General features: G+C 50.5%; 9 protein-coding genes. 6 read left to right on the forward strand and 3 right to left on the reverse strand.

Features of this window, described 5'->3' with window-relative positions:
- Window positions 1-3: 3 nt before the first annotated feature.
- The gene (lon, locus tag IPQ00_11940; GenBank protein MBL0241268.1) at window positions 4-2,463 is read left to right on the forward strand and encodes an endopeptidase La; all 2,460 of its coding nucleotides are present in this window, start codon (window positions 4-6) and stop codon (window positions 2,461-2,463) included.
- Window positions 2,464-2,474: 11 nt separating this feature from the next.
- Here the strand turns inward: lon and IPQ00_11945 are convergent, their stop codons facing one another.
- The 3 genes from IPQ00_11945 to IPQ00_11955 form a co-directional block, all read right to left on the reverse strand.
- Window positions 2,475-2,972 carry a hypothetical protein gene (locus tag IPQ00_11945; GenBank protein MBL0241269.1) on the reverse strand — a complete coding sequence of 166 codons (498 nt, stop codon included), beginning with the start codon at window positions 2,970-2,972 and terminating at the stop codon, window positions 2,475-2,477.
- Window positions 2,950-4,728, reverse strand: a complete 1,779-nt coding sequence (locus IPQ00_11950; protein ID MBL0241270.1) for a hypothetical protein — start codon at window positions 4,726-4,728, stop codon at window positions 2,950-2,952. The genes IPQ00_11945 and IPQ00_11950 overlap by 23 nt, the downstream gene beginning before the upstream one ends.
- A gap of 1,066 nt (window positions 4,729-5,794) precedes the next feature.
- Window positions 5,795-7,699, reverse strand: a complete 1,905-nt coding sequence (locus tag IPQ00_11955; GenBank protein MBL0241271.1) for a tetratricopeptide repeat protein — start codon at window positions 7,697-7,699, stop codon at window positions 5,795-5,797.
- Between the two features lie 165 nt (window positions 7,700-7,864).
- Between IPQ00_11955 and IPQ00_11960 the strand changes: the two genes are divergently transcribed.
- The 5 genes from IPQ00_11960 (at window position 7,865) to mrdA (ending at window position 14,777) form a co-directional block, all read left to right on the forward strand.
- On the forward strand, window positions 7,865-9,973 hold the full coding sequence (locus IPQ00_11960) for a carboxypeptidase regulatory-like domain-containing protein (GenBank protein MBL0241272.1): 2,109 nt from the start codon (window positions 7,865-7,867) through the stop codon (window positions 9,971-9,973).
- Window positions 9,974-10,269: 296 nt separating this feature from the next.
- A complete protein-coding gene (locus tag IPQ00_11965) occupies window positions 10,270-11,316 on the forward strand; it encodes a rod shape-determining protein (protein MBL0241273.1) in 1,047 nt (348 codons plus the stop codon).
- A 91-nt stretch (window positions 11,317-11,407) separates the two neighbouring features.
- On the forward strand, window positions 11,408-12,301 hold the full coding sequence (gene mreC / locus IPQ00_11970) for a rod shape-determining protein MreC (protein MBL0241274.1): 894 nt from the start codon (window positions 11,408-11,410) through the stop codon (window positions 12,299-12,301).
- A 13-nt stretch (window positions 12,302-12,314) separates the two neighbouring features.
- On the forward strand, window positions 12,315-12,860 hold the full coding sequence (gene mreD, locus IPQ00_11975) for a rod shape-determining protein MreD (GenBank protein MBL0241275.1): 546 nt from the start codon (window positions 12,315-12,317) through the stop codon (window positions 12,858-12,860).
- A 24-nt stretch (window positions 12,861-12,884) separates the two neighbouring features.
- Window positions 12,885-14,777, forward strand: coding sequence for a penicillin-binding protein 2 (gene mrdA / locus IPQ00_11980; GenBank protein ID MBL0241276.1), 1,893 nt, complete (start codon window positions 12,885-12,887; stop codon window positions 14,775-14,777).
- The last annotated feature ends 1 nt before the right edge of the window (window position 14,778 follow it).

The raw sequence follows: 14,778 nt of genomic DNA on the forward strand, positions 1-14,778 counted from the left end.
TCTATGGCTGACATTAATGATGAAGAGATCATCGATGCTGCGGTGCCGCCACTACCGCAACAACTAGAGATAGCGGTATTGCCGCTGCAAAACACCACGCTTTTCCCGGACACGGTCGTGCCATTGGCGGTCGGTCGCGAGCGTTCGACCCGCGCGGTCGAATCCGCTCTTGCCACCGAAGAAAAGCTGATCGCCTGCGTCACCACAAAAACCGAGAACGTGACCGGTGACGATGCGACACCAACCGACCTGTATCAGATCGGCACCGTCGTAAATATCAAGCGAATGATGCGTAATGAGGGCGTGATGCAGCTTATCGTCCAGGGTATCGATCGTTTTGAGGTACTCGAATGGACCGGTGAACAACCGTATCTCAAGGCCAAGATACAGATATTGCCCGTGCTTCGCCGCGACGATGACGAAGAGATAGAGGCACTTAAGCGCAATATTCAGGGGATGATCCAAGAAGCTCTGGCACTGCTTCCAAATGTTCCGCCCGAGATTCGTTTGGCAGTAATGTCGCAGGAAGATCCGGTTCAACTTTCGTATTTTCTTGCCTCGGTCCTCGATCTCGGGACAGAGACCGAGCAGAAGATGCTCGAATCAAGTAGCGTCGACGGCCTTTTGACGCTGGCGCACGCCGCTCTCGCCCGAGAGGTCGAGATTATGCAGATCCGTTCGAAGATTGCTTCTGAGGCCCAGCAAGAGATGGACAAATCGCAACGCGATTACGTCCTTCGGCAGCAAATGAAAGCGATCCAGAAAGAACTCGGCGACGACGAGTCCGGCGAGCAGGCCGAGGCGGAACAACTGCGCGAACGCCTGGAAAAGGCCGATTTGCCCGATGACGTCCGAAAAGAGGCGACACGCGAACTCAAGCGGATGGAGCAGTTGCCTCAATCGGCACCGGATTACCACGTCATTCGCACCTATATCGAGTACATTCTGGAATTGCCCTGGCGACGATCTAGCGAGGAGAAACTCGATCTGGCCGAGGCTCGCAAGATACTTGACGAAGACCATTATGGCCTCGACGATATTAAAGAACGCATCCTGGAGTCACTTGCAGTCGTCAAACTCCGACCTGATTCTAAGAGTCCGATCATCCTTTTTGTAGGACCGCCAGGAGTCGGCAAGACCTCACTAGGACGATCGATCGCTCGTGCCCTTGGACGTGAGTTTGATCGTATGTCACTTGGCGGAATGCGTGATGAGGCTGAACTTCGCGGACATCGCCGAACCTATATCGGGGCTATGCCCGGCCGTATAATCCAGTCGTTGCGGCGCGTGTCCGTCAACAATCCTGTGTTAATGCTCGATGAGATCGATAAGCTTGGCAACGATTTCCGCGGCGACCCTGCGTCTGCCTTGCTCGAAATACTCGACCCGGCTCAAAACAACACATTTCGCGACAATTACATCGACCTGCCGTTCGATCTTTCAAAAGTGTTCTTTATCGCGACCGCTAACCAGTTACAGCCGATACCAATGCCCCTACGCGACCGAATGGAGATCATCCATCTCGGTGGCTACAGCGATCGGGAGAAATTGGGAATCGCCAGGCAGTACCTTATTCCGCGGCAGATCAAGGAAAATGGATTGACCGAAGACCAACTTGAAATATCTGACGACGCTGTAAACCTTTTAACATCTCGTTATACCCGCGAAGCCGGCGTCCGACAGCTTGAACGAACCGTCGGCAACCTGGCACGAAAGGTGGCTCTTAAGGTTGCCGAGGGACTGAATGAAAAGGTCTCGATCACTGCCGAAGAGATCAAGGGGTATATCGGGCCACCACGAGTGTATCCCGAAGAAGCGAGAAAGGAACTGCCACCGGGAGTCGCGACCGGTATGGCGTGGACCGAGATGGGCGGAGAGGTTTTGTTCATCGAGGCGACGCTGTTGCCGGGCGGCAGCGGACTGACGCTGACCGGCCAACTTGGTGACGTGATGAAAGAGTCGGCTCAGGCCGCCCGTAGCTATCTGTGGTCTCACGCAGTCGAACTCGGGATCGATCCCGAGGCTATCAAGCAAAACGGTGTTCATATCCACGTGCCTGCGGGAGCGATACCGAAAGACGGGCCAAGTGCAGGTGTTACAATGGCCTCGGCTCTGGCATCGTTGTACACCGGCCGTAAGGTTAGGTCGGATACTGCGATGACGGGAGAGATCACACTCTCGGGACTTGTGTTTCCGGTTGGGGGAGTCAAAGAGAAGGTACTCGCTGCTCATCGTGCGGGTATTCGGCGAATTATATTGCCGGATCGAAACGAAGTTGATCTCGAAGAGATCCCCGATGACGTCCGAAAGGAACTTGCGGTATTTCCGGCAACAAGGATCAGTGATGTACTTAGTGCTGCACTCGAAAAAGATGCCAATGACAATGCGTTGACGTCGTACACTGTTCAGAATATCGATACTAAGCCCGACATAGCCGATCCGTTAATTGCAAAGGAGAATTAGTTATAATCAAGCTATTGTTTTAGGCTTGCGAAGAATTCGCCCTCCCTATCAGGCGGCAATTTCCCTCTCCAAACAGCTTGGATCAATCCGTGTCTATTCACGTCGATGATCGTGGGTGTGGCATTGATTCTGAGTGTCCGGAAAGGCACCGTTTTTACGTTGGGGAATTTGGGATTCATACCCTCTAAAAACCCTTTGCTATCTGGGTTTTCTTCACTGAAGACCGCGACCACTTTGATATCCTTAGCATTGGAGGCGTACTGCAGGAGACTTTGATAAAAATCCTTACTTTCTTCACAAAAATGACAATCATGTCGAAGAGCCACGACGAGGGTGTGATTCGAATTTGAAAAGTCGAGTTCGGGCACTACGATCTTTTCGCCAACACTTACCGAGTCAATTTTCGGAGTACCAAAGTAGTAATTTCTGGCGAGCAATCCGACCAAGACAATTGCTAAAATAATAATCGTCAAATTCGCAATGTTTTCAAGCTCTTTTGTGAGGTTCATTTTCTTTTTTCTTTTTATTTTGTTCAGCAGCATCGACATATTTAAGTGCCGATTCAGCGAGCATTCGTTGTAGATTAAGTCGCAGTACTAATGGCTGCATTTGCCGGCTTAAGTTTACGCACGGAAACCAGAAGTTGATCGCTAGCTTGCCTAGCTCTTTGGGAATCTCGACGTTCGTCGCGAGGACATCAAAATCGTAATCTGCAAAGTCCATGCCGCCTAAATGTGTATCAAACATCAAGCCTATCTCGTGCTTTTCTTCTTCTTGTTTTTTTGCCTCATTGGAGAATTTGACGGCTTGAGATAGTATTTCTAGCGATTTGCCCTCATCGTGTTTTCTAAACAACGAAGCTAGGATTAATGCCAATTGCGTTTTGTAATTTGTTGCGGCAGCCTTCTGTAGTGAATCTAGAGCAGCCTCATAAAGGTCGGCGGCTATCGAATTGTTTCCCCCTTGAAGTTTACCGATCACAATTAATTCCCAAGTCTTCAATTCGGGAAGGGATATTGAGCGGGCCTTTTTCTCTGCACCGGAGAAATCTTTTTGCTCCACGAGTGTTTCGATTTCTGCCATTTTGACATAGTCTCTAAGCGTCTCCCGAATTTCCAAATTCGATATATTGTCGGAGACGTCAATAGCAAGCGTAAGGTTATTTTTTTCGTTTCCTTTTCTTCTGCCTAACAACCACGTCGCAATTTTCACAAGTCGAGCATCTCGTTCCTTTGACCCGACGACTTTCATCGCGTCCTCAATCTGTCTTTCGATCGGCAATGGATTGCGAAGAGGATCAGTTAGTAACCCAGGGGAAACAAACTGCCTCATTTCCGACATTACCTCGTCAAGTGAAGCAAGTCCGCTGGTAAATTCATTTAAGGTGAATGCGTGTAACGGAAAGTTGAAATATGAATAGATCAAATCCATTTGATCTCCAGACAATCTGTTTGACTGTCCTTCCGAGCCTTGGCTTTGATTCCTAATAATTAGACGCCCGGAGTCCAGAAGATATGCGAATAACTTAGTGCGATATTCGACACTCGCATGCTTGGAGACGAGCAAGTTCATCGCCGCCAACAAATCTTCTCCGTCCAGACTGGGTCGATCCTTTATGAAATCTGAAATTCCTTTGAGAACGGATATCTCCAAATCTAAGCGATTCAGGACAACAAGCCGGTCAACGAAGGGCCCGAAGCCTTTCGACAACTTGCCGTATTGTGAAAGCGACGACAGGGCTAACGACACCGCCACATCAGGATTGGTTTCTAGTTTCGCTAAAGCAACCCGCAATGTAAGATTCGCCATTTCTCGGTCAGTCATATTGGCTGTTTTAACGTTTAGGCTTTCTTCGTCGATTTTATTTTGTGTTATTTCGCCCAACCACTTCTTCGCATATTCGGGCGCGATTTTAGAAGCAAGGTCAATGATTTTGTTTCGTTGCGAATTCGTATAAGGTTTGTTCTTTAAGTCGTCAGAAAAGCTATCGCGCCAGGCTTTTTCGAGAAAGTTTATTGAGATATTAGGATCATATTTATACAAAAGCTTAGCGGTTTGAAAATGTGACTCGATGCGTGAATTTCCATCGGTTAAGTCCAATGAATTCTTGCCTGTCTCACGAATTAGCTCGATTGCGTTGCTCTTGATTAGGGCTAATTGTTCATCAGTCAATAAGGGTTCGACCATTACAATTGTCTGACCTAGCGACGGCGTAGCCAAAGCGAGGTAAGTAAATATGAAAACAACTAGGTACTTAAGTTTCATAGGTCGGTTTAATCGGTTAGGCGCTATGTACGCACATAACGCCTAACATCATCTCCTCCTTGAAGACGATTAAGGTTGCATACAGGAATAATCACCGCCAATGCAAGAATAGAAATGTTGGGAACAGCCCGGTTCCCAATTTCCCTTGTTTACGCAACGATTATAACCACATTGACAAACTTGACAAGAAGTTCCGGTACAGCTGGTTTCTTCTAGTTCTTCCATGCCGTCCGCACGAACATTCTTTGCACCGGAGACAAAGTAAATCGCACAAACCAAAACAAAAGCCGCTAAAACTTTGAACAACACTTTCATATAGATTGACTCCTTAATTGTGACAGACTTGGAACGCACATTATCCCCCCCCCCAATCGTGTCAAGCTCAAAATAGCCAGAAATGAATTTTAATTGAGAACCAAGAAGTCGAATGTTCGGAATCTATGAAGAAAATGCAACCGTAACGAATCTACTTGGAATTGATATAGAGTTAGACCAACTAAGGCTTTCAGAACTAGTTCCAAGCGATTACAAAAATTGGAGAGAGTCGGACTACGGGCCAGACCAAAATGGGGTCGGAGGTCAGCGACGGGGCTATTGGAAATGTTTTGACGTGCGCCAGCGGCACAAATTCCGGCATATCGAAGCTCTGAGTGGAGGGATTCCGTCCCTTGTTGAACAAACGAAAGGTAAGGTCGTGTTGGTGTTCGTCTCGGCTATAATTCAGAAAAAACCGGAGGTGTCGACAAGGATCGATCCTGGACCTCGTGGATGTCCACGTCTTCGCGAGCCCGATTGGCATCAATGTTCTCATTATCGGTGCCAGCCAGATACCCTTAACTAGCAGAACCAAGGAGTTTACAAATCCCGGATGACGTCCGAAAGGAACTTGCGGTATTTACGGCAACGAGGATCAGTGATGTACTTAGTGCTGCACTCGAACCTGTTCCATCTGAAACCGTCGATCCGACATACGTATTACCGCAAAAGGATACGGGAAAGGAAAGTGCTAAAGATCATATGACCGAAGCCCCGAAGTAGGTACGATTTGATCAATTGCGGGCTTGACCTAGCGGTCACCGGAACTGAGCATCCATCGTGTTTGTATCGATGGGTCAAGTTTTACGGCTCGTTGGAAGTTTTCTTTGGCGATCTCATTCATCCCGGTCTTTTGAAGCCGTAACCCTAGCATAAAGTGAAATCGGGCGTCGGCCGGTACATACTGGCTGGCGCTTTTCCTATACGCCGCCGCCGCATCCGGCTGTCCCATCGACTCGGCCGCCCCCGCCAAAAAACTGTTTGCCAACACAAGTCGTGGATTATTTTTTACAGCGTCATTCCACGTAGCGATCGCATCCTCTTTGCGTCCGAGTTGCCATAATGACTCGCCCTTTTCCTCGCGTGCCGCGGCCAGATCGGGTCGCTCTTCGAGGGCTTTATCGAGGCTGATCATCGCCTCGTCAAAGCGTCCAAGACGATTCAGGATCGCACCGCGATAATAGAGGCTCAGTGCCCTACCCTGCCCCGTTTGCCGTTCGGCCGCCGTGGCCAAGTGAACAATGGCCTGCTCAGGGTTGCCCGAAAGGTACTCAAACCAAGCCAGTTTCGGGGCGGCATCGATGTTGGTAAATAGTCCGGCATTTGCGGCTTTGTCGAAATGATCTTTTCCTTCAGATATGCTCTTACGATCGGCCACACTCAACCACGGGTCCGGATTTGACCGAGCAAGTGCGAGTTCGTCAGGTATTTGCAGACTCTGAAATGCCATTGCACCCGCACGCTCGTTGTAACGTATCCAACCGCTGTGGACGTTCAGCCCGATCCAGATGAAAGAAAATAATAGAAACGTCCAGCCCGCGGTCTTGATCATTCCGGATGATTTTAAGCTATATCTGTAAAACGACAGGTCATCGACCGTCAAAAGCCGCCAAGTACGCATTGCAACAAATGTGGTGACTGCAGCGATGCCGAGTGCCATAAGCATCGGAACCAACTGGTAAACGTCCCAAACTGCCATAAAACTCGCAAAGAAAACGACGGCGGCGACGATCTCTTCCGGCCAGGTCAGCGAAAAGTTTTTCTTAACCGATTTTGCGATCGCAGTCGCAGGCTTTCCAAATCCAAAATAGAGTGCATCATTTGGACAAACGCTAACGCAATCCAGACACTTCATACAACCGGCATCGACGACCATTCCGAATTCGGCGACTTCAGCGTGGACTAATACATTTGATGTGCAGACCGCCGTGCAATGTCCGCATTGATTACAGTCATCGGTCACGCGGATCCTGCCCGGAGCGACCTTGTCGGCAAGGCTGAAAAATCCTCCGTATGGACACACATAAGTGCAAAAGCCCTTCGATCCGAGAAAATATACGGTCATAAAACCGCAGATAAAAAGGAATGGTATCGCGACCGCGATCGGCGGAAATGTGCTCCAAAACTCAGTCGTAATAAGGTGATTTGTAAACTGGGGGATCACCGGGCCGGTTTCGGGTGCCAAGAAAAGTCGGCTGAAGGTCGGCCACACGAACATATAGAGTGCGACCGCAAGCGGCACAAAAACTAACAGTCTCGACCGAAACGGACGTGGCGTAAACCCGATCTTTTTCAAAAGCCACGCACATAGATCCTGAAGTGCGAGGATATGACATCCCCAACCGCAGACGAACCGCCCAAATATCAATGTCGCTAATATCGCCAGTACGAAGAAGATAAACCCGGCATTTATCGTTCCCTGCTGGAGCGTGTACATCGATTCCGACGGCTCGATCGGCGAAAGGGTTCGACCCATTATGAGCCATTGAATGATATGAAGGGCGATAAGGAGATTGACGCCGATCAGAACTGCGGCCCGCCATCGACTCGTAGTCGACGCCCTGATCTTGCCGGGCTTTTTTCCCGATTCCTTAAGAATTGGGAGTTCGACCGATCTTTTTTTTGATGATTTCTTATCCTCGCAACCGCTTTTCATACAAAAATTACGGACAATTCGGGCGCGTCCGGCCACAGGCGACAATACTTAAGACTTGATTAAAACACCTAAAAGATGTAAAAGAAAAGGCAACATCTACTCAACAGTCTCAACTTTTATCGTTTTTCGCTCGTAGGACAGCGTACTTAGCTAGGAAATAAATTTATGTTGAAAATAGTTCTGATCGCATTGCTCCCGTTACTAGTCCTGTTTAGTTACGGCACAAATAAAATGCTCACCGGTAGCGGTGAGAAGCCGCGTTCGGTTGACACCGGCACACTCGAAAAGATGATCGTTTCTAATGGAAGCGCCACGATCGACCTTGATATGAGCCGCCTTGCAAGTTCGGGTAAAGGGGCAAAAGCTCCGCGAATAAACTCACTTAGTTTTGACCTCGAGCACGATACATATTTCACCGTTATCGTTTTTAACGGCGAACTTCGCGGACCGCTACCAAGTAGTATACCGATCATACCGCAACGGGCAGCGGCATTGCCGGGCAAGCTTAACAGTTCATATAGGCAACTGGTCGTGGAAAACACCTTTCCGGGCAGCCCCTATGAATACGTTATTCGCGATGCTAAGACCGGCTATGTTTTCTTCAACGTCGAGGGTCACGAGTACGAGTATGACGCAAACCAACGCCTTCTGAATATCCGCGGTGGCCGTGTCCTATTGTCCAACGAGTACGCTAAAGAACTTGGCCGGCCGGCCGATACGGGAACGATCATCGGTGAGATCAATATCTCGGCGACATTGCGTCCGATCGAGGTTTCAGAGGTTGTTAATGGCGAAGTTGCAAGCGAAGTTTTGCCCGCAGACCCGCTAAGCGGCACGACGCCCGGGCCCGATGTGATCGTGGGTGATCTTAACGGCCTTGCCCAGTTTGGTTCAGCCAGCGGCACTCAAGTTGGTCTTGCAGTTGGGACTGACTCGTGCAACGCCGGGACTGTTAATCTGCATTGGTTTGCGATGCCGGACAACGACCACCCTGTCATTCCGCAAAATATGTATCGTATGAGCGGTGGAGCGAGCAACAACGAGAGATTTGAGCAGATCGGACAGTCGCAGATGAAGCACGGCTTTACGGCTTTGACGCAAAATCTTTGCGGATTTGGCTGTAACGGCGTCGGCGGGGCCAACCTCGGCTCCGGATGTTCTGATCCTTATACCGCGAGCCTCAACTCAGGCCCGAGTCTTGGTTCGAGAGCCTGGGTAAATCCTTTCACGGGCTTTTTCCCGCGGGGTGATTCGGCAACGCCTTCCAACAGTCACACTGGGCACACCCACACAGGGCCGTCGCACCGCATCCTGACCGAGATCAGTGACCTCAGCACGGCATCAAACCCCGGAGCGACGTATTTTGCTGAAGCTCAATATATTACCAAGCACGAATACGATTGGTGCCAAGCTAATCCGACTCAGTGCAATATGTACAACAACGTCTCTTACAGACAGTACAACGTCTCCGGAACGGCTAGCCCATTTAGCTTTTCGCCCGTCGGTACAACCCAACGATCTAAGCGGGCGATCTCAGCCTGGACCGGAGCCACACTGGTTGAATTCATCCCCGCACCCGGTATTGACGGTGTCGGAGTTGTCGGCTACAAGGTCACCAATCCGTCACCAGGCGTATGGCATTACGAATATGCCGTTTACAATGAAAATCTAGACCGCGGTGTCCAATCTTTTAGTATTCCGATCGGGGGCGGCGTAACGCTTACTAATGTCGGATTCAAATCACCGCCCCAACATCCGGGATGGAGTGCTGATGGCACCGTTGGAAACACGGGCTACTCAAGCACGCCGTGGCTCGCCACACAGGCCGGAGGTTCTATTACTTGGGCGACGGAAACATTTGGTCAAAATCCGAACGCCAATGCTGTTCGTTGGGGAACACTCTACAATTTCCGTTTCGATTCCAATCGACCACCCGCAGACGCCAATGCAACGATCGAATTCTTCAAGACGGGATCACCCATCCAGGTAGCGGTCCAAGGACCCGGTGCAGTTGCGACAAACGCATCGATCTCAGGACGCGTTGTAAATCAGAATGGTACGGGCGTCAGAAACGCGATCGTCACGCTCGTTGATTCGGGCCCAAGTGCTCGCCGCACAGTAATAACCAATCCGTTTGGATATTACAGGTTCGATAATGTGCTGACAGGTTCGACGTACACCGTTTCGGTACTTTCGAAGTTGTTTACCTTCAACTCACAGAACGTCCAGCCGTCCGGCGACCTGACTAACGTTGATTTCACAGCATTACCCTAGCGGCAATATTGCCAATAGTTGAAACTGTAAGGCGGTCTTCGGGCCGCCTTTTTTTGTCTGCGTGACGCTCACCAGTACCGCCTGCGAGCCTGATCGGAAATTGTATTGATAAAAAAACCATAAATAACCATCTTTACAGTAGAAAAATGGCTTTGAATGGGTGTATGCTTAGTGGTTAGACGTTTTGGCCAACGGTAGCCACATATGCAATCGGGAAACACGGTTTTCGGGTAGGATTTTCACTCCGTTCGACACGATATCTAAAATTAAATTTTTGCTCGGGTTTTATATTTAAAATGGCATTTAAGTCTTTATTTAGTTTGTTTTCGAGCGACCTTGCGATCGACCTTGGGACCGCGAACACGCTCGTATACGCGAAGGGCCGTGGAATCGTCGTTAGCGAACCTTCCATCGTCGCGATCAATAAAATTACTAACCAAGTCGAAGCGGTCGGTCGCGATGCGAAAGAAATGTTAGGCCGCACTCCGGGCAACATCGTCGCGATCCGTCCGATGAAGGACGGTGTTATCGCCAACTTTGAGGTTACGGAAAAGATGCTGCAGCATTTTATCCGCAAGGCTCACAACGGCAAATCTTGGGTTCGTCCCCGCGTCGTCATCGGCATTCCGTCGGAGATCACGCAAGTCGAACGTCGCGCGGTCGAAGATTCGGCCTATCGAGCAAAGGCATCTGAGGTGTACTTGGTCGAAGAGGCGATGGCCGCGGCGATCGGCGCCGGATTGCCCATCACCGAACCACACGGCAATATGGTCGTTGATATCGGCGGTGGCACTACGGATATCGCCGTGATCTCGCTTTCGGGTATCGTTTACTCGCGTGCCGTTCGGGTGGCAGGTAACGAAATGGACGAGTCGATCACCCAGTACATCAAACGAAAGTACAATCTGCTGATCGGCGAACGTACGGCCGAGGCGATCAAGATCGCTCTCGGAAGCGCCTTTCCGCTCGAAGAACCGCTCTCGATGGACGTCCGCGGACGAAATCTTATTGAGGGCATCCCCAAGACCATCACGATGACCGACGAAGAGATCCGCGAGGCACTTTCGGATTCGGTTTCGACCATTATCAACGCGGTCCGCGTCGCACTCGAACGGACTCCACCTGAGCTCTCGGCCGATATCGTTGAACGTGGTATCGTTCTGACCGGCGGCGGAGCCTTGCTCAAGAATTTGGACAAACGCCTAATGATCGAAACCGGTTTGCCGGTGGTGATCGCAGACGATCCACTTTCGTCGGTCGTTCTGGGTACCGGCAAGATGCTTTCGGACTTCGAACTCCTGAAACGCGTCAAATGGGATAATTCGTTAATGACCGGCAGCTAGACATAACCGTTATTTGTGAATGATGAGGGATGAATTTGTCGCGTTGATATTTTTCATCCCTCATCGCCCTTCTACTCGTCCCTGATCCGAAATGGTTGAGCGAAGTCAAAAAGAAGTATGGCGATTGACACCCTGGCTGATGATCGCACTTTTGCTCCTGAACTTTATCCTTATGGCGTTTGACGCCAAAGAGATAACAACGGGACAGCGCGTCGTTCGTACCTGGACTCAAACCGCAGCGGATTTCGTCCAATCGCCGGTCACCACCGTCAGTTCGTCGATCTCAAACTACTTTATATCGATCTCCTCGCTCAGATCGGCCCAATCAGAGAATGATCTGTTGAAACAGCGCGTTCAGGAACTCGAGGTCGAGGTCAAACAAAAATCGGATCTTTCATCTGAGAACGAACGATTAAAATCGCTGCTGCAGCTTAAAGAAACAAGTAAATACAAGGTGCTCACTGCTAGGATCATCGGTCGTGACCCTTCAGTCTGGTTTGATTCTTCGATCATCAACCGTGGCAGCCTCGACGGCGTAATGCTGAATATGGCGGTGGTGACCGACGGCGGACTGGTCGGACGCGTCACGGCGGTCGGGCCGTTGACATCACAGGTCGATCTGATCACCTACAACAAGACCGGCGTCGGCGGTATTATTGGTGAGGTTGGAACTTCAAGTGCTCTCGGTGTGGTTAGCGGTACGAGTAAAAAAGATCTGCTTGAAATGAAATTTGTTCCCGGCAGTGTCGAAGTGCAGGTCGGACAACCGGTTTTCACGACGGGTCAAGACGGGATCTTTCCGCCGGGGTTGAAGATCGGCGAAATAATCAGCGTCGTTACGGGGTCAGCCACGACGCCGCACCAGATCCAGATCCAACCGGCCGCCAAACTAAATTCAATGCAGGAAGTGGGAGTTTTGCTTTACGAAGCCCCGCAGAAACCGGAATTTGAGCAGAAATTGCCAAATGCCGTGAAGAAGAAATAGGACCGAACGATAGATGGAAGGCGTAAAACTCACGATCGCACTGATCATCGCTATATTGTTGCAGTGGACACTGCGCAATGTGGCCGAGCCGATGGCGTTTGTCAATTTTCCGCTTATCATAGTCGTTTACGCCGCACTTCAACGAAATTCGATCCGCGCGATCCTTTTTGGGACCATCTCCGGTATCACGGTTGACGCCCTAAGCGGTGGACTACTCGGCGCCAACGGATTTACCCAGACCATCGTGGCATTTGCCGTTTCCGAGATCGCCCGCAGGGTCTATTTGGACAACCTTATTTTGCGGATTCCCGTCATAGCCGGTGCGTGCTTACTGAATTCGTTTATCTACTATTGGCTACACCGACTGTTCGGCCAGACGCCGGCAGGAGACCCGATCGTGACGGGTGCTTACACGTTTATCGGCACTACTATTGCGGGCACTGTGATCTATCTTTTACTTGAGGCAATGTCGGGCGACAAGATCCGGCGGCGAAAGACGGATGTGTTCAAACAGCGGCGCCAGACGCGGCGGCGAAATCCGATCCGATTGAACAAATAGTACTTAAAGTTTCGAGGCTGTACAATGAAACTCAACGACCACGTTCAGAATTTGGGGGCAAGGGTCTTTACGATCCAGGTGGTGGCATTCGTGCTATTGATATTGCTTGGCGCACGACTGTACTATCTCCAGATCGTGAAGGGCGATTACTATAGCGAACGCGCCGAGAATCAACGCATTCGTCTGATACCCATACCGGCACCGCGTGGAGCAGTATTTGACCGCAACGGCAAATTATTGGTCGACTCTCGACCAACTTACAATGTCGTCCTCTCTAATGAACCGCTCAAAACCATCAATGTCAATGATCGCGTCGACGACTATTCAAGAGGTCTCGCCCTGGACCGTCAGTTCGTTGTTGAACGGCTCAATTTGATCAAAAAGCAGAACGAATTTGAGGCGATGGTCTTGAAGGAGAATGTCGGGATCCAGGATATTGCCTGGGTTGAGTCGCATTCGCTTGAGTTTCCCGAGCTTCGGATCGAACTTCAACCGCAAAGGCATTATCCGCTTGGGACATCTCTCGCCCACGTACTTGGCTACGTCGGCGAGATCAGTCCAAAACAACTGGAAGACCCTGACATACGAGAAAAGGGCTTCCGGCCTGGCGATATCATCGGCAAAGGTGGCCTTGAGCAATACTATGATGAGTTTCTGCGTGGAAAGCCGGGTTACCGTAAGGTCATAGTCGATAGTCGCGGTCGAGTCCAGGCGGAGGTCGAAAAAGTTGAACCGCAGTCCGGCCAGGATCTTATCACAACGATCGACTACGACCTTCAACTTGCGGCCGAAACGGAATTAGCAAATTCCTCGACCAAACGCGGCACCATAATCGCGATGGATCCAAATACCGGAGCTATTTTGGCGATGGCATCGGCTCCGTCATTTGATCCTAACGTTTTTGTTCAAGGCAGTTCGACACCGGAGGGACGCAAGCAGATCGCCGCTTACTGGCAGGACGAAAGCCGACCACTCTATAATCGTGCGATCCAAGGCCGATATCCGCCGGGCTCTACCTGGAAAATACCCGAGTCAATGGGAGCTCTGATGCAAGGCGTCATCACGCCAACGCATTCCAATTTGGCTTGTGGCGGCGGAATAATGGTCGGCACCAAATTTACACGCTGTATGGGCAGTCACGGGTCGCCACCGCTTAGTTATGCGATCACGAAATCGTGCGATGGTTACTACTATCGCCTAGGCCTGAAGATGGGTGTCGACGGCCTGATAAATATGATCGAAACCTTTGGCTATGACAAGCGTTCGGGCGTCGATCTGCCCAACGAAAAGGTTCCGCAAACACCCAAAACGTGGATGCCCTACATCCTCAAACACGAGGGCAAGTGGAGTGACATCCGGACCGTCTATGCGTCGATCGGACAAGACACGGTAGTCGTAACGCCGATCTCAATGCTGCGTGCTGTCGCCAGTGTCGGTATGCACGGAAAGATGTACACGCCGCATTTTCTGCAGGAGTTCAGAGCGATCGGCCCCGTAGGGGAAGAAGGCGATTCAACCTTTTTGCCGGGTCGGCCGAGCTTCGGATTTCTACACCCCGAGCCGAAGATCATACCGATGACTGACGACCAGTACGACGTAGTAGTTAAGGGAATGTGGGGCGTCGTCAATGGCGGTGGTACCGCCGGATCGATCCGCATCGCTGGATTTGATATAGCCGGTAAGACCGGTACGGCGCAGGTTGCGGAGGTCGGTAAGGACAGTGGTAAAAATAAGGATCACGCCTGGTTTGTAAGTTTTGCCCCGGCGTTCAAGCCTGAGATCGCAGTCATAGCACTGATCGAAAACTCAGGTTTCGGCGGCTCGAATGCGGCACCCGCCGTTCGGGCCATATATAGCGCATATCTTGCAAAAAAGGGTACTCCGAGACCCGAAGGCCAGGAGGTCTCAACCCGTTAAT

The sequence above is a fragment of the Chloracidobacterium sp. genome (assembly GCA_016720705.1).
Taxonomy (GTDB): Bacteria; Acidobacteriota; Blastocatellia; order Pyrinomonadales; family Pyrinomonadaceae; genus OLB17.

What these genes read in the sequence shown, in the direction of transcription:
- mreC (MBL0241274.1), top strand. Translation starts at nt 11,408, where the DNA reads ATGGTTGAGCGAAGTCAAAAAGAAGTATGGCGATTGACACCCTGGCTG.
- IPQ00_11955 (MBL0241271.1), bottom strand. Translation starts at nt 7,699, where the DNA reads ATGAAAAGCGGTTGCGAGGATAAGAAATCATCAAAAAAAAGATCGGTC.
- IPQ00_11960 (MBL0241272.1), top strand. Translation starts at nt 7,865, where the DNA reads ATGTTGAAAATAGTTCTGATCGCATTGCTCCCGTTACTAGTCCTGTTT.
- mrdA (MBL0241276.1), top strand. Translation starts at nt 12,885, where the DNA reads ATGAAACTCAACGACCACGTTCAGAATTTGGGGGCAAGGGTCTTTACG.
- lon (MBL0241268.1), top strand. Translation starts at nt 4, where the DNA reads ATGGCTGACATTAATGATGAAGAGATCATCGATGCTGCGGTGCCGCCA.
- IPQ00_11945 (MBL0241269.1), bottom strand. Translation starts at nt 2,972, where the DNA reads ATGAACCTCACAAAAGAGCTTGAAAACATTGCGAATTTGACGATTATT.
- mreD (MBL0241275.1), top strand. Translation starts at nt 12,315, where the DNA reads ATGGAAGGCGTAAAACTCACGATCGCACTGATCATCGCTATATTGTTG.
- IPQ00_11965 (MBL0241273.1), top strand. Translation starts at nt 10,270, where the DNA reads ATGGCATTTAAGTCTTTATTTAGTTTGTTTTCGAGCGACCTTGCGATC.
- IPQ00_11950 (MBL0241270.1), bottom strand. Translation starts at nt 4,728, where the DNA reads ATGAAACTTAAGTACCTAGTTGTTTTCATATTTACTTACCTCGCTTTG.